Origin of the sequence: Methylorubrum rhodinum (assembly GCF_014199935.1) — a bacterium.
GTDB classification, from domain to species: Bacteria; Pseudomonadota; Alphaproteobacteria; order Rhizobiales; family Beijerinckiaceae; genus Methylobacterium; species Methylobacterium rhodinum.
Genome location: NZ_JACHOP010000015.1, coordinates 74,940 through 90,615 on the forward strand (window position 1 = coordinate 74,940; position 15,676 = coordinate 90,615).

Annotated in this window: 9 protein-coding genes; all 9 read left to right on the forward strand. The window is 67.8% G+C overall.

What is annotated here, in order from left to right; all coding sequences use genetic code 11:
* Positions 1–405: 405 nt before the first annotated feature.
* A complete protein-coding gene (locus HNR00_RS16410; protein ID WP_183571219.1) occupies positions 406–4,767 on the forward strand; it encodes a strawberry notch family protein in 4,362 nt (1,453 codons plus the stop codon).
* Complete coding sequence (locus HNR00_RS16415) at positions 4,767–5,840, forward strand: DUF7146 domain-containing protein (RefSeq protein WP_183571221.1); 1,074 nt, start codon at positions 4,767–4,769, stop codon at positions 5,838–5,840. Before HNR00_RS16410 ends, HNR00_RS16415 begins: the two co-directional genes overlap by 1 nt.
* A gap of 344 nt (positions 5,841–6,184) precedes the next feature.
* Complete coding sequence (locus tag HNR00_RS16420; RefSeq protein ID WP_183571223.1) at positions 6,185–7,126, forward strand: DUF2493 domain-containing protein; 942 nt, start codon at positions 6,185–6,187, stop codon at positions 7,124–7,126.
* A gap of 577 nt (positions 7,127–7,703) precedes the next feature.
* On the forward strand, positions 7,704–8,930 hold the full coding sequence (repA, locus tag HNR00_RS16425) for a plasmid partitioning protein RepA (RefSeq protein ID WP_183571226.1): 1,227 nt from the start codon (positions 7,704–7,706) through the stop codon (positions 8,928–8,930).
* On the forward strand, positions 8,927–10,066 hold the full coding sequence (gene repB / locus HNR00_RS16430) for a plasmid partitioning protein RepB (RefSeq protein ID WP_183571228.1): 1,140 nt from the start codon (positions 8,927–8,929) through the stop codon (positions 10,064–10,066). The genes repA and repB overlap by 4 nt, the downstream gene beginning before the upstream one ends.
* 410 nt (positions 10,067–10,476) lie before the next feature.
* Positions 10,477–11,691, forward strand: a complete 1,215-nt coding sequence (gene repC / locus HNR00_RS16435) for a plasmid replication protein RepC (RefSeq protein WP_312886070.1) — start codon at positions 10,477–10,479, stop codon at positions 11,689–11,691.
* A gap of 153 nt (positions 11,692–11,844) precedes the next feature.
* Positions 11,845–13,086 (forward strand): ATP-binding protein, encoded by a 1,242-nt coding sequence (locus tag HNR00_RS16440; protein WP_183571230.1) that lies wholly within the window; start codon positions 11,845–11,847, stop codon positions 13,084–13,086.
* A gap of 765 nt (positions 13,087–13,851) precedes the next feature.
* Positions 13,852–14,604 (forward strand): ParA family protein, encoded by a 753-nt coding sequence (locus HNR00_RS16445; RefSeq protein WP_024827133.1) that lies wholly within the window; start codon positions 13,852–13,854, stop codon positions 14,602–14,604.
* Positions 14,601–15,602, forward strand: a complete 1,002-nt coding sequence (locus HNR00_RS16450) for a ParB/RepB/Spo0J family partition protein (RefSeq protein ID WP_183571232.1) — start codon at positions 14,601–14,603, stop codon at positions 15,600–15,602. Before HNR00_RS16445 ends, HNR00_RS16450 begins: the two co-directional genes overlap by 4 nt.
* The last annotated feature ends 74 nt before the right edge of the window (positions 15,603–15,676 follow it).

The window sequence follows — 15,676 nt, forward strand, 5'->3', positions numbered from 1 at the left end:
AAGTACTGAAAAGTCAACTTCGGAGCACGTTACAAGCTTCCGGTGAATCTGAAGCGAACATCTGCTTCACATTCCGAGCCGAAGTAGCTGCCCGGCCGACGAAGAGCCGCCTTCGGGCAGCGCCGATCGGTGTTGCCACGATGGCATCGGCCAATAGCGGCGGTTCAGCCAGACCGAATTTCAATCTGAGACATCGCCTGATCTCCGCTCCGCCGAGATCGACGGGCCCTGTAACCTGCCAGCCTCGCCCTGGACGTCACCCCGCCTGGTAAGGCGCCCTTTCTCGTCCTGCGTGCTCGACGAGGGCGCCGGGAGTGAGAGGAAGGCCGGGACAGGATCGAGCCGGTGCGGATCGAGAGAGCGCCGCCTGAGCTCGGTCCCTCCTGCTCTCCTGGAATCTCGTCAATGACCGCCCTCCCCTCCTCCGCCGCGACCTCAGTCGCGGCGGCGCATCTGCACGTCTCTTGTACCGATCAAGCCGCCGCGATCGTCACGGCTGCCCGTCTCCTCCAATCATGCCTGGAGCGCGGCGAACCGGTCGACGCCGCAGCCCTGCGCTCCACTATGGAGACCGCCTTCGGCGCGTCCGACGCGGCCGGTGCCTGGGACTGGAAGCTGGCCTATGAGGCAGGTGAGGCGGCGACCGTGCTGTTCCTGCGCAAGTACGGTCGCGCGCTGTTCCGCGCGGTTCCCTCCCCGGTTGCGCGCCTCCGGCTTTTGTCGAAGATCGCCGGCCTTCTGCCCGCGCACACGCGGCGCTCCGCGGAGACGCTGACGCACCAGCAGTTCTCGACCCCCCTTCCCCTCGGGTTCGCCGCACTGACCGCCGCAGCGATCACCCCGGGCGATCGAATCCTCGAGCCCTCGGCCGGCACAGGACTTCTGGCCATCCTGGCCGAGATCGCCGGCGGCGTGCTCACGCTCAACGAACTCGCCGAGACCCGTGCCGGCATCCTGGCCTCCCTTTTCCCGTCGACCCCCCTCACCCGCTTCGACGCCGCTCAGATCGACGATCATCTCGATCCGGGCGTCACGCCCAGCGTCGTGTTGATGAACCCGCCCTTCTCGGTGCTCCCTGATGTCTCGGGCCGCATGTCCGACGCTGTCCTGCGCCACGTGGCCTCGGCGCTGGCTCGCCTGGCGCCCGGCGGCCGGCTTGTGACGATTACCAGGGCAGGCTTCTCGCCGGAAGCATCCGCGTGGCGCGACGCCTTCATCCGGCTGCAAGCCCAGGGCACCGTCGTGTTCACGGCGGCGGTCGACGGCGCCGTTTTCGCGCGCCACGGCACGACGATCGATACGCGGCTCACCGTCTTCGACAAGCGGCCGGCGGACGAGCCCACCCGCTTTCCGGCCTCGGCCGGCATGGCACCGGACGTCCCCACCCTTCTTGCCTGGATCGTGGAGAGGGTGCCGCCGCGGCTGCCGATCGCGGTACCGCCGCTCCCGCCGAGTACACCGATCGTCGACAGGCGGCCTGCCGGCGTGCTGCCAGGCGCCGCCGCCGTCCACCGACCCGCCCTCGCCCGCGCCTTGGTCGAGCTCAAGGGTGCCAAGCTGGTCTACGAGACCGTGGACGGGCAGCCCGACGACAAGGGCAGGCTGACGGAGGCCCTTTACGAGCCCTATGCTCTGCAGGCGATCCATATCCCGAGCGCACAGCTGCACCCCACCAAGCTTGTGCAATCGGCCGCGATGGCCTCGGTCGCGCCGCCGAAGCCCTCTTATCGCCCGCTGCTGCCGGCGAGCGTGGTCGCGGACGGCTTGCTCTCGGATGCCCAACTCGAGACCGTCATCTACGCCGGCGACGCACACGCCGTCCATCTGGCCGGATCGTGGACGGTCGATCCGACGTTCGACACCGTCGCCCCGGCGCCTGAGGACGCGGCGAGCGCGGTGCGCTTCCGTCGCGGCTTCATGCTCGGCGACGGCACCGGAACCGGCAAGGGCCGCCAAGTGGCCGGCGTCCTCCTCGACAATTGGCTCTCCGGCCGGCGCAAGGCGGTGTGGGTGTCGAAGTCCGATACCCTGGTCGAGGACGCACAACGCGACTGGTCGGCACTCGGTCAGGAGCGCCTGCTGGTGACGCCGCTGTCGCGCTTCCCGCAGGGCAAGGCGATCGCGTTGCCGGAAGGCATCTTGTTCGCCACCTACGCCACCCTGCGCTCGGACGGGCGCGGCGAGAAAGTCTCCCGCGTCCGCCAGATCGTCGATTGGCTCGGCGCCGGCTTCGACGGCGTGATCGTCTTCGACGAGAGCCACGCCATGCAGAATGCGGCGGGGGGCAAGGGCGAGCGCGGCGACGTCGCCGCCTCGCAGCAAGGTCGGGCGGGACTACGCCTTCAGCACGCGCTGCCCGACGCCCGTGTGCTCTACGTCTCGGCGACGGGGGCAACAACGGCGCACAACCCTGCCTACGCTCAGCGCCTCGGTCTCTGGGGCGGGGCCGACTTTCCCTTCGCCACGCGTGCGGAGTTCGTCCAGGCGATCGAGGCGGGCGGCGTCGCTGCGATGGAGGTGTTGGCGCGCGATCTGCGGGCGCTAGGCCTCTATACAGCCCGCTCCCTGTCCTACGAGGGCGTCGCCTACGACCCGGTCGAGCATGCGCTGACGCCCGAGCAGACCGCGACCTACGACGCATATGCCGGGGCCTTTGCAATCATCCACGCCAACCTCGACGCGGCGATGCGGGCGGCCAACATCACGGGGACGTCTGGCACGCTGAACGCCCAAGCGAAATCCGCCGCGCGTTCGGCCTTCGAGTCGACCAAGCAGCGCTTCTTCGGCCATCTGCTGACCTCGATGAAGACGCCGGCGCTGATCCGGGCGATCGAGCGGGATCTGGCGGCGGGTGATGCCGCGGTCGTGCAGATCGTCTCGACCGGCGAGGCCCTGACCGAGAGGCGACTGGCCGAGATTCCGCCTGAGGAATGGGACGATCTCTCGATCGACGTGACGCCGCGAGAGTACGTGCTCGGATACCTCCAGCACGCCTTCCCGGTGCAGCTCTACGAGCCCTTCTCGGACAGCGAGGACAACCTCTCCTCCCGGCCGGTCGCGCGCGATGGCCAGCCGGTCTTCTGCCGCGAGGCGGTGGCGAGGCGCGACGCGCTGATCGAGCGGCTTGCCGCGCTCGACGCCGTGCCGGGCGCCCTCGACGCGATCGTGCAGCATTTCGGGACCGATCGCGTCGCCGAGGTCACCGGGCGCTCGCGCCGAATCGTGAGGAAGCGCGGTGCAGACGGCATCGACCGGCTCGCGGTCGAGAGGCGTGCGGCGGGCGCCAACCTTGCCGAAGCCGCGGCCTTCATGGACGATGTGAAGCGCGTCCTCGTGTTCTCGGAGGCGGGCGGCATCGGGCGGTCGTACCATGCGGATCTGGCGGCGAAGAACCGGCGGCTGCGGGTGCATTACCTGCTCGAGCCCGGCTGGAAGGCGGATGCGGCGATCCAGGGGCTCGGGCGGACTAACCGCACGAACCAGGCACAGCCGCCCCTGTTCCGGCCGGTCGCCACCGACGTCAAGGCCGAGAAACGCTTCCTCTCGACCATCGCCCGCCGACTCGACACGCTGGGGGCGATCACACGGGGTTCCCGCCAGACGGGTGGCCAGGGCCTGTTCCGGCCCGAGGACAACCTGGAGAGCGCCTACGCGCGCGACGCCCTTCGGCAACTCTACGGGCTGATCGTGCTCGGCAAGGTCGAGGGCTGCCCCCTCCACATCTTCGAGACTGCGACCGGCTTGAGGCTGACGGGCGAGACCGGAGGCCTCCTCGACGAGCTGCCGCCGATCACCACCTTCCTCAACCGGCTGCTGGCGCTGACCATTGCCCTGCAGGGCGTCTTGTTCGAGGCGTTCGAGGGTCTGCTCGCTGCCCGGATCGAGGGGGCGATCGCCAGCGGGCACTACGACGTTGGGCTGGAGACGCTGCAGGCGGAAAGCTTCACGGTCACCGATGACCGTGTCAGCCACGTCCATCACGGCACGGGTGCTCAGACGCGGCTGCTCACGATCACCCGACGCGAGCGTAACCGACCGTTAACCCTGACTGGCGGTCTCGACCTGATGTGCGAGCGCGGTGGCCGGCTTCTCGTCAACGATCGCTCCGGCCGCGCCGCCGTGCAGGTCTCGGCTCCAAGCGTGATGCTCGACGACGGCTCGGTCGAGCGACGCGTGCGGCTTGTCCGACCCATGGAGACGCAGAGCCTGCCGGAGCGGCTGATAGCGGAGACACACTGGGTCGATGCAGGGCGGGAGGCCTTCGCCGCGACCTGGGCGGCGGAGGTCGCCGGGGTAGCGCCCTTCACCGACTCGACCCTCCACATGGTCGCCGGGCTGCTGCTGCCCATCTGGAAGCGGCTGCCGGCCGACTCGACGCGGGTGTACCGGCTCAAGACCGACGCAGGCGCGCGCCTCATCGGGCGGCGCGTGTCACCGGCCTGGGCCGCCGCGGCACTGGCAATTGGGGGCGGGATCACGTTGTCGGCTGAGGCAGCCCACGCTGCTCTCCTCGAGGGACGGACGGTGCTCGACCTCGCTGACGGACTCCAACTCCGCCGGGTGAGGGTGATGGGCGCGCACCGCATCGAACTCCTTGGCTTCACCATGCCAATGCGCGAGCGGCTGCGCGCGCAGGGCCTGTTCAGCGAGATCATCGCCTGGCGCCTGCGCTTCTTCGTGCCGATCGATGCCGGTGGCGTGACAGTGCTGGAAGAGCTTCTCAAGGCGCACCCGTTGACCCGCATCGCGGACCGCGAGGCGGCGTGATGGACCGCGTCGCGATATCCGACCTGGCCCGCCGCCTCGGTGAGGAGGCCGAGGCGGTCTGCCGCCACTACCTCTCCAGGGGCCGACGTCAGGGTCGGTACTGGCGCGTCGGCGACGTCCACAACAGCCCGGGCTCGTCACTCTACGTGCGCCTGACCGGGCCGGTTTCCGGCAAGGGCCGGCGCGGCAAGTGGACCGACGCGGCCACTGGCGAGCACGGAGACCTTGTCGATCTGATCCGGCTCAATCTTGGCCACGACGATTGGCTCGAGACCCTGGACGAGGTGTGCGGCTTCCTGCGCTTGAAGCGGCCCGCCATGTCCAGCGCCGAGGCCTGCCGCGGGTCCGGCCTAGACGTGGTTCGGGATGCCTCGGAAGCCGCCAAGCGATTGTTCCGCATCGGCCGGCCTCTCGCTGGGACACCGGCTGCCACCTACCTCGCCGGCCGTGGGCTCGCCCACGCGCTCGCCGCGCCCGCCCTGCGCCACCATCCTCGCTGCTACCATCGCCTGACGTGCGGCACGACGCTCCAGCGCCCTGCCCTGCTGGCGGCCGTCACGGATCTGGGCGGGACGGTCACAGGGGTCGCTCGGACCTGGCTCGCCCGGGACGGACGTGGCAAGGCCGACTTGCCCGATCCGCGCCGGGCGCTCGGCCACCTGCTCGGCCACGGGGTCCGGTTCGCCGGGACCGGGCCGGGCGTAATGGTGGTTGGCGAGGGTCTGGAGACCGTGCTGTCGGTGAACCGCCTCCTGCCGGGCATTCCGGCGGTGGCCGCGCTCTCCGCCAGCCATCTCGCCGCCCTTCTCCTGCCGTCCGGTCTGCGCCGCCTCTATGTCGCCCGCGACGCCGATCAGGAGGGCTCGCGTGCCTACGAGACACTCCGAGCTCGGGCTTCAGCCGCGGGCGTCCCCGAGGTGTGGGAACTCGTCCCAGCGGAGGACGATTTCAACGCGGACCTGATGCGCCTCGGCCCGCGCGGCTTGGCCCTCCATCTGGCGCCCCAGATCGCCGAGGTGGATGCGACGGCCCATCTCCGCTTCGGTGGCGAACCGGCCGACTCGGTGACCTGATCCGGTCGCGAAGGGGGACGGCTCGCCGGTCTAACGGAATGCGCCGAGGTGTCCGAGAGAGCCGGCGCGGCGGCCCTTCCGAGAGGACGACCCATACCGAGCCGGTTGGCGCGTGCAACGGCCTCGCGATCGGCGATTTTCCGCCGCCGCCTTCAGGCGGCTTTGCAGCGCGAGGCAAAATCGCCCCCGCCGGCCGTCCTCCGCTGCCGCTGCGGCCCTCGCGCCCCATCGCGACCGCGTGCGATGGGGCCCCTCCCCGCTCGGGTGCGCGCGCCGTCCGATCCCGGTCCAGGTCGCCGTGAAGGCCGCGGCGGTCGCGGCTTCCCGGACCCGAAGGCGCTCCCATGCTCGACCAAACCGATACCCACGCGTTCGCTACGGACCATTACGGCAACGGCCAGGGCGATCACCTCCTGCACGCGTTGCTGACGCATCATTACCGACCCTTCGAGCAGGACGCGGACCCGCGTCCCCTGCCCGAACCCGAGGCGGTCGAGGCGGCAATCGTGGGTGCGATGAACGCGCTCACCGATCTGCTCACCGAGACCCGCCTCGAGGATGATGCCACAGACGTGCTCTGGGGCTTCGTCAATCTTTTCCAACGCCGCGTGGAGACCCTCGACCGCAAGCTAGACGACAACGAGGTGGCGCAGAAGCGCTCCCAGGGCGAGCAGGACGGATCCGAGGTGCGCTCGGTCGAGCTCGAACGGCTCATCGCCGAAGGGCTCAGCCTCACCGAGCGACGCAACGCCTTCGAGTTCACGAGGGACGCGGCAGCCGCATTCTACCGCGTTCAGACCGGCTCGCTCTGGCGCCCGCGCTCCGGCTCGCAGGTCAACCACCGCACCATGACGGCAGCGATGATCGATAGCCGTGACTTCCTGGCCGCCAAGCGTCGGGTGGAGACCGAGACTCTGGTGCCCCCGGGTCCGCGCATCGCCTTCACCGGCGGCAATGACTACCAAGACGTCGAGCGAATTTGGAGCGTTCTCGACCGGGTGATGGGGAAGCATCCGACGATGGTGTTGTTGCATGGCGGCAGCCCGAAGGGCGCCGAGCTGATCGCCGCGAAGTGGGCCGACGCGCGCAAGGTACCGCAGGTGGCGTTCCGGCCGAACTGGACGAAGCACGCCAAAGCAGCGCCCTTCCGTCGTAACGACGCGCTGCTTGAGGCGCTGCCGATCGGGGTCGTCGTGTTCCCCGGGAGTGGCATCAGTGAGAATCTCGCCGACAAGGCCCGCGCCAGGGGAATCCCGGTGCAGCGCGGCGTACGAGACGGCGCTTAGGCGTCGGTATCTCCGGGATGTCGTTCGGTGAAACGGCGGCGATGGACGGCTACCTGCCGGCTTCATCGCCGCTCCTGGCCGATCGTTGGCAGCAGAATCGTCGTGAGGCGCCTGTGCTTGAAACGGGATCGTCCGGATTGAGCGCGTGCCGATGCGCCCGACGCCCTGCAGCGCGCAGAAGCAGCGGACACGTCGAGCTCTCACGGGATTCGTCCGATCTCGGACTGTCGGCTTGACCTATAGCAGTTGGGAGCTCCCAACAGCGTCCACGATCGAGAGCCGGCCCTCTCAGGCGGTGCATCGATATCGTATTGTTGGGAGCTCCCAACTGGCTGCTTGGAACTTGCCGAGGACGTCGGGAGACGGCGCGCGTGCGAATCGAGGATGTTCGCGCGACCGTCCAGGGCGTTCGCGGTTATGCGTCCGGCGCCGAATCGCCCTCGGCATGGTCCTGTCTCGGTCACAATTGTCCGTTGTCGACGCCTGAATCGTGCCGTGGGCGGCCGAATCGCTTGACTCTTTCCAGTCGACTCGCCCCAACTACGCCGAATGCGGAGATCGGGGCTTCAGAGCGTAGATGGCCAAGCGTGGCGAAAACCGGGTTGAGGAGCGTGGACGAGCCGCGCTGCCGTCTTTCGACACGGTGATTGCCGGCCACGCGCAGGCGCTCTCCGAGCAGTTGAACACGATGCGGATGCGGCTGTTTCCCCCCTCCGCCGAGAAGCAGTTGCGTCGCTTTCCGACTGGGGAGGCTGCGCGTCTGATCGGTATCACCGACGCCTATCTGCGTCAGGTCACCCTCGCGGCCGACGGTCTCGAACCCGAGAAGGGGCCGGCCGGGCGGCGTCTGTTCACCTTGGAGCAGATCAACGATTTGCGTCGCCATCTGTCCCGGTCGAAGCCGTCATATCTGCCCCATCGGACAGGCGCAGAGCATCTTCAAGTCATCGCCGTCACCAACTTCAAGGGCGGCTCCGGCAAGACCACCACGGCGGTGCATCTCGCGCAGTACCTCGCGCTGCAGGGGTATCGGGTCCTCGCGGTCGATCTCGATCCGCAGGCTTCCCTATCGGCCCTCTTCGGCTACCAGCCGGAATTCGATGTCGGCGAGAACGAGACGCTCTACGGCGCGATCCGCTACGACGATGAGCAGCGGCCGCTCGCCGACATCGTCCGCTCCACCTATTTCACGGGCATCGACCTCATCCCCGGCAATCTGGAACTGATGGAGTTCGAGCACGAGACACCGCGCGTGCTGCTCGAACGCCGGCGCCCCTCCGACGGGATGTTCTTCGCGCGCATCGCCAATGCGCTGTCGACCGTCGAGGCGGCCTACGATGTCGCCATCATCGATTGCCCGCCGCAACTCGGCTACCTGACGCTGGGCGCCCTATGCGCCGCGACAGCGGTGCTCATCACGATCCATCCGCAGATGCTCGACATCGCGAGCATGTCGCAGTTCCTTCAGATGACCTCGAACCTTCTGGAGGTTGTCCGTGAGGCCGGCGGAAATCTCGAGTACGATTTCCTGCGCTATCTCGTGACGCGCTACGAACCCAACGATGGACCGCAAGCGCAGGTCGTCGGACTTCTGCGGTCGCTGTTCGGGGACGAGGTGCTGACCCACGCGATGCTGAAGTCGACGGCGATCTCGGACGCGGGCCTGACCAAGCAGACGCTCTACGAGGTCGGTCGCGAGCAGTTCACCCGGCAGACCTACGACCGTGCTCTCGAAGCGCTGGACGCCGTGAACGGCGAGGTCGCGGGGCAGATCGCACGCGCCTGGGGGAGGGGGCCGGCATGAAGCGGCGCGACGCGTTACGCGAACTGATGAAACCTGCGCTCGCGAGCGAAGGACCGACCGCCGACGATCCGGCGGAGGCAGCCCGGCCGGCCAAAACGCGCGCCGAGCCCGTTCGGCCGGGCGCGCTGCGCACCATGGGACTCTCGCTCAAGCAGATGTCGGCCGACGCCGACGATGCGCGAACCCTTCGCGCGCAGATCGAGGGCGGCCAGCACGTGGTCGATCTGGATCCGGCCCTGGTCGATCCGTCGTTCGTCGCGGACCGCATCCCCGTCGAGCATGATCCAGGCTTCGACGCCTTCGTGCAGAGCGTCGCGGAGGCGGGACAGCAAGTGCCGATCCTTGTGCGGCCTCATCCGGACGTTCAGGGGCGGTATCAGGCCGCCTATGGACACCGGCGGCTGCGCGCTGCGGCCGCGCTCGGCCGCAGCGTGCGCGCGATCATACGCCCGCTGACCGACACGGAACTCGTCGTCGCGCAAGGCAAGGAGAATGGTGAGCGGCGAGACCTCTCCTTCATCGAGCGTGCTACCTTCGCGACGCACCTGGAGCAACGTGGCTTCGATCGGCCGACGATTATGGCCGCGATTGGCGTCGACAAGGCCGACCTGTCGCGTCTGATCGGCTTGGCCAAGAGCGTGCCCGTCGCCCTCGTGCAGGCCGTCGGGCCTGCTCCGAAGGCGGGTCGCCCTCGCTGGTCCCAACTCGCCGACGCGATCGCCCGACGCGCCGATGCGACCGCGGCCATAGAACAGACTCTTCGGACCGCCGCATTCGCGGCCGCCGACAGCGATCGGCGCTTCGGCCTCGTCCTGTCCGCCCTGAAAGCACAGGACGCGTCCGCGCCGCTCGAGGCGTGGAGTGATGGGGGGGGGAGGGCGCTCGTTCGCATCGAGCGCTCGGCAACCGGTACCAAGTTGCACGTCGACGAGCGCCTCGCGGCGGGGTTCGGCGATTTCCTGATCGAGCGCCTGTCGGCCCTGCATGACGAGTTCATGCGAACCGGGATGCCGACAGCCCGCACACGCGCCGAAACGCCTCATCGGCCGCCCCGGCGTGGTGGGGCCGACGGCGCGAAACGGGCGCGCTCGAACCAGCGCTCCGCAGAAAACCCAGGAGGTGCCGATCGAGACTGATGTGAACGAGAACCGCTCCGCCATCGGCGGACGCCTCAGAGCCGCGCCACCGAAGCTAGACCGAAACTCCGGCTAGGGGACGGTGGTCAACCCGCGAGGCTCTGCTGCAGCGTAACGTCGGACACGGCCGCTCGCGAACGGCAGCGCTGTTCTGACGAATAGCATCCGCTCCGCCATCCCGGCGTGGCGATGCGTCTTCACCCCGCTCCCGATCAGGGGCTCGCCCTTCGGGAGCCTCTCGGCAACCTGAAACGAAAGGATCGTCCCGGCAAAAGAAAAAGGCTCCCGAACTCGACGCCCGGAAGCCCCTCTCTCAGTGTGTTTGGCGACCATGAGAGAATCACCTCCGGCACAAGCTGTCAAGAGTCGCGCCGATTCGGCGAGCGCTGATCTGTTGCCTGACGACAGGCATGACCATGCGACTGACCCAACCGACGACGCCCTTTGGGCGGCGACCGCTTTCGCTCGCCATGATGACGGCGCAGGCGAACGCAAAGGCGTGTCCCGACGATGCCGCCGCGCACAAGTGGCGGGTGTTCCGAAACCTGACCGAGGCCAAGACGCCCCTCGGCCTCGGTGACCGAGAACTGGCGGTGCTCTCGGCTCTGCTGACCTTCCATCCCGACGTTGCGCTGACGGCTGGCTCCGACCTCATCGTCTTCCCATCGAACCACGAACTCTCCGTTCGCGCGCACGGACCCTCGCCGACGACCCTTCGCCGCGCGCTTGCTCAGCTCGTCGAGCACGGGATCGTCATTCGGCGGGACAGCCCCAACGGCAAGCGCTACGCCAGGCGCGGGGAGGGGGGCGAGATCGAGCAGGCCTTCGGCTTCGACCTCGCACCGCTCGTCGCTCGCGCGGCCGAGTTCGAGCGCTTGGCCCAAGAGGTGAGGGCGGCCGCCAAGGCGCGCGTCCTCCTGCGAGAGGAGATTTCGCTGCATCGTCGCGACATCGCCAAGATGCTCGCGGCCGCGCTCGACGAGGGGCTTCCCGGCCCTTGGGCCGAGCTCATGGTTCGGTTCCGCGACCTCGAAGGTATGCCCCCGCGCTCAGCGGATACGGACCGTCTCACGATGGCCGTCGGTGCGCTGCGTAAGCTGCGCCTCGATGTGGATAAGCACCTCTGGGAGACGCTCAATTCTCGGAATCTGGATGGCAATGAGTCCCAGGATGGGCGCCACCATCAGAATTCAAAACCAGAGTCTCCTGAGAATCTTGAACGAGGCTTCCGAGAAAGCCCCGGCCAAACCGATGAGCCTCCTTCGCGATCGGAGGGTTCGCCACCGAAGGCATTTCCCCTCGAAATGGTCCTCCACGCTTGCCCCGACATCCTGATGTACGCTCGCGACGGCATAAGGAGCTGGCGCGAGTTCGTGACGGTCGCAGCACTCGTGCGCGGATCGCTCGGTATCTCATCGAGCGCGTGGGAGGCGGCGATAGCGGCCATGGGCGAGGAAGAGGCTGCGATCGTGATCGCTGCAATCCTCCAGCGCGGATCGATGATCAACTCGGCCGGCGGCTATCTGCGGAACCTCACCGGGAAGGCCAAGGAGGGCAAGTTCTCAGCCTGGCCCATGGTGATGGCTCTGTGGCGTGTGAGCCAAGGTCTCACGAAGAAGGAGTGATGTTGCACCGTCGCTCGCGCGCGCGAAGGCTGCAACGCCTCAGGCCGGGCGGTCATGCGCTCCAGATCGGACGTCGTTAAAATACGGATCGGACGATTGTAAATTCGGGATTGGACGGTATGGTCGGAAGGGTCTCAAGACACGGCAGGTTCGATGTTTCCTCGCTACGCCGAAGGCGCCATTCGCGAAGCCCTGGCCGATACCCGTGTCGTGGCGATCAGCGGGCCGCGTCAGGCCGGCAAGACCACCCTTGCGCGCAAGATTGCCGGGCGGGACCGGACCTTCCTCACCCTCGACGACGCTGCGGTGCTGGCGTCTGCCCGCCGCGATCCGAATGGACTCGTGCGGAGTCTCGACGCCGCCGTCATTGACGAGATCCAGCGCGCGCCCGAGCTGCTCCTCGCCATCAAACAGTCGGTCGATGAGGACCCTCGGCCCGGGCGTTTCCTCATCACAGGCTCGGCCGATCTCCAAGCCATCCCGCGTACGCAGGACTCGCTTGCCGGACGCATCGAGGTCGTGCCGCTGCTCCCGCTCGCGCAGGCCGAAATCCTTGGATATCCGTGCGCACCTCGCTTCGTCGATGCCGTCTTCGCGGGCGAAGTCGCTCGTCCTCCCTACAAGGGGAGCATCAATTCAAGAGATGCCGACGATGCAATGACGGCCGTCCTCGCCGGTGGTTATCCTGACGCCGTCGCACGCCGCAGCGGGCGCCGAAGGGCGGATTGGTATCGCGCCTACGTCTCCGCGATCCTCACACGCGATCTCACCGATCTCGCGACGCTCGACAAGATCGACCGAGTGCCGAACCTCGTCGAGGTGCTGGCTCATCACGCCGGAGATCTCGTCAATTGGGCGAACCTCGGTGGAAAGCTCGGCCTCGATGCCGCGACGGTGCAGCGCTACGTCACGCTGCTCGAGCAGTTGTTCCTGGTGCGCCGCGTGCGCGCCTACAGCGGGAACGAACTCAAGCGCGTGGTCTCGACGCCAAAGCTGCACTTCCTGGATTCCGGCCTGCTCGCCGGGCTTCTTGGCCTTGAGGCCGACCGGTTGCGTGTCGACCGGCAGCCGCTCGGACCGGTGCTGGAAGCTTTCGTCTTCGCGGAGCTGACGAAGCTCGCTGCCTGGAGCGATGCACGGCCCGCGATCTACCACTATCGCGACAAGGATCAGGTGGAGGTCGACTTCGTGCTGGAGGATGCGCAGAGAGGCGTCGTCGGCATTGAGGTCAAGGCGGCCGCCACCGTTTGGGACAGCGACTTCAAGGGTCTGCGTCGGCTGCAAGCCCATCTCGGAGATCGCTTTCGGCTCGGCCTCGTCCTCTACGACGGCGACCGGCTGCTTCCGTTCGGCGACCGGATGGTGGCAGCACCCCTTTCAGCTCTGTGGCAGTGAGCCAGGCTGAAAGAGGCGCGAGGGCGCGTCCGTCTGGCCTTTGGCCAAACGGTCAGGCTCTACTCGGGGCCTGCAGCCCCTCCCCGAACCGCGCCGCGTTTCGGCCGCTCACGCGGTGACGATCCTTCGCGCGGGTGCCCCCTCCTGAACCGGGGGGTCTGCTCAGTCCCCCCAGAATACCGGCCCGCGCCCGTCCGCTTCAAGGACAAGCGGTTCCCCCAAAATGCTGGCGCATTTCGGCTCCCCCGCTCGCCGGCTCCGCCGGGCTCTACCGCGCTCCTTGACCCGACCCGACACGACCCCGTGCGCGCTCTCGTCTTCGCATGACGAGAGGAACAGGACATGTCGCACATCGATCACGTTGCGGAACTGCGCGCCGAGCTCGCCCACTGCCTGCTGACCAAGCGCGAACGCGCCCGACTCGAAGCAGAGCTGAGGAGGGCCATTGCGGCTCGGGCTTCGCGCAACAGGCCGATCCCGACGCCATGCACGGCACGTACCTAGCCCGGGGCCGAATGCGCTCAGGCGACAATGGAGGTGGCGGACGCGCCGCCTCCTCGCCTCTCGCGTGATCGACTCGATGCATGGGCGGGCACCAGCCGAACACGCGGCAATCCGGCGACAGGCGTTTGCCCGGGCAAACACCTGAGACTTTTACCAGGCTGTCTCGGGTGCGCAGCCATCGGTAGGGTCGCTTCGATCCGCCGACGATCGTGATCCCTCGCTCTCGCCGAGCAGGAGCGATGGCGCCAGCCGGACCGTCTCATGAAAGTGCTTGTCGTCAACAATCAGAAGGGCGGGGTCGGCAAAAGCACGATCGCCGTTCACCTCGCCTGGTACTTCGCAGAACTCAGCCAGCGGGTGCTGTTCGTCGACCTAGACCCGCAGCGCAACGGCACGTCGACCCTTGAGGCTCATGCCGGAGCGCTGCCGGCCTCCGCCCTGTTTCTTGATACCGTGCTGATCGACCCCCTCTCGGAACCGGGCATTCGCGTTGTCCCGGGCGATCCCAGGCTTCAAGGCATCAACAACGTCGAGGCGAACGTCATCAACCGATACAAGGCGAACTTGATCGCGGTCGACGACGGTTTCGATGTGGCGGTCATCGATACGCCGCCGACCTTCGGTGTGCGCAATCTCGCGGCGCTCATCAGCGCCGGTTATGTGCTCGCTCCCATCGATCTCGACGAGTACGCGATCGAGGGCATCGAGGCGCTCCTGCGCAACGTCACCGGCGTGAAGCAGCGCTTCAATCCCGATCTGACCTTCCTCGGACTGATGCCGAACCGACTACAGGCGACCTCCCCGCGCCAGCGCGCGAACCTCGAAACGCTCGTGCGCAACGTCGGCCCGCGCTACCTGTTCGACGGCGTCATCCCGCAACGGTCGGCCTTCGGCGAGGCCTTGTCCGAGAGGAAGCCCGTCTGGGAGCTCACGAAGACGTCGGCACGGGAGGCCGGCCGTGAAATCCGGGCCGTGCTCGCAAAAGTTGCGACCCGGATGGAGATCGCAGCATGAGCTACGCCCAGAAGGTCGAGGGCTTGTCGGGCCTGTTCGAGGGCCTCGACGACGTCGCCGGCGCTGCGAGCGGAGCACCCCTTGAGATCGCGCTCGACGCGATCGAGGAAGACCCCAACCAACCCCGTACCCGCTTCTCAGAGCGCGAACTCGACGAACTCGCGGCCTCGATCGTCGGGCGTGGCGTCCGGCAGGCCATCACCGTCACACCGAGAGGGGAGGGGGGGCGTCACCGTATCCTGTACGGGGCCCGCCGGTTTCGGGCGGCCCGGCGCGCCGGTCTCTCAACGATTCCGGCCGTCATCCGGGAGCCGTCGCCCGATGACGCCTACGACCAGATGATCGAGAACATCCAGCGGGACGACCTGACATCGGTGGAGATCGCGGGGTTCGTCTCGCGTCGCATCGGGCTCGGTGAGAAGCAAGCAGACATCGCTCGTCGCCTCGGCAAGGATCGCGCCTTCGTGGCCATGCATGCCGCCGTGGCCCACATGCCGGACGCGCTGCGGCGCATGATCGATACGTCGCCCATCCGCGGTGTGTACGAACTCTATCAGGCGTGGCGCAAGCATCCCGAGCCCATCCTCGCCTTCTGCGGATCACGGGACCGGTTCACGCGCGCCGAGGCGATCACCTTCGTCGACAGCCTGAAGAACACTCCTGCGGCCGGTCCAGACAGCGCTACGTCGATGGAGGAGGCGCAAACGTGTTCTGGGTCAGCCGATCCTCCCGCGGCGAGATCCCCGGCACAGTCGCGCGAGGCCCGCGTAGGACGTAAGGTCGACCACCTGGACGGCGTTGCTTCGCTCGAGGCGGCGTCGGTCCCGAGAGCCGAAGCCCTCGTCCGCGTCGGCCGGCGCGAGGGACGGCTTGTGCTCGACCGTCAGGCCGATCTCGGCGCCGATCATGCCCGCGTCCGCTACGACGATGGTGCCATCACCGAAGTTGCCCTGAGTGACCTTCGCCTCGTGGCGGTGCGCACTCGGCAGTCCCAATGACTTGGTCCTTGCGTGTCTGCGGGGGCGACACTCGGGTCCCGTCCGCCGGCCCGCGGTCCAACTCCGTCCTCTCA

Excerpts from the sequence above, each read along its gene's own strand:
- HNR00_RS16450 (WP_183571232.1), top strand. The coding sequence starts at position 14,601 with ATGAGCTACGCCCAGAAGGTCGAGGGCTTGTCGGGCCTGTTCGAGGGC.
- HNR00_RS16415 (WP_183571221.1), top strand. The coding sequence starts at position 4,767 with ATGGACCGCGTCGCGATATCCGACCTGGCCCGCCGCCTCGGTGAGGAG.
- HNR00_RS16410 (WP_183571219.1), top strand. The coding sequence starts at position 406 with ATGACCGCCCTCCCCTCCTCCGCCGCGACCTCAGTCGCGGCGGCGCAT.
- HNR00_RS16445 (WP_024827133.1), top strand. The coding sequence starts at position 13,852 with ATGAAAGTGCTTGTCGTCAACAATCAGAAGGGCGGGGTCGGCAAAAGC.
- HNR00_RS16440 (WP_183571230.1), top strand. The coding sequence starts at position 11,845 with ATGTTTCCTCGCTACGCCGAAGGCGCCATTCGCGAAGCCCTGGCCGAT.
- repC (WP_312886070.1), top strand. The coding sequence starts at position 10,477 with ATGACCATGCGACTGACCCAACCGACGACGCCCTTTGGGCGGCGACCG.
- repA (WP_183571226.1), top strand. The coding sequence starts at position 7,704 with ATGGCCAAGCGTGGCGAAAACCGGGTTGAGGAGCGTGGACGAGCCGCG.
- HNR00_RS16420 (WP_183571223.1), top strand. The coding sequence starts at position 6,185 with ATGCTCGACCAAACCGATACCCACGCGTTCGCTACGGACCATTACGGC.
- repB (WP_183571228.1), top strand. The coding sequence starts at position 8,927 with ATGAAGCGGCGCGACGCGTTACGCGAACTGATGAAACCTGCGCTCGCG.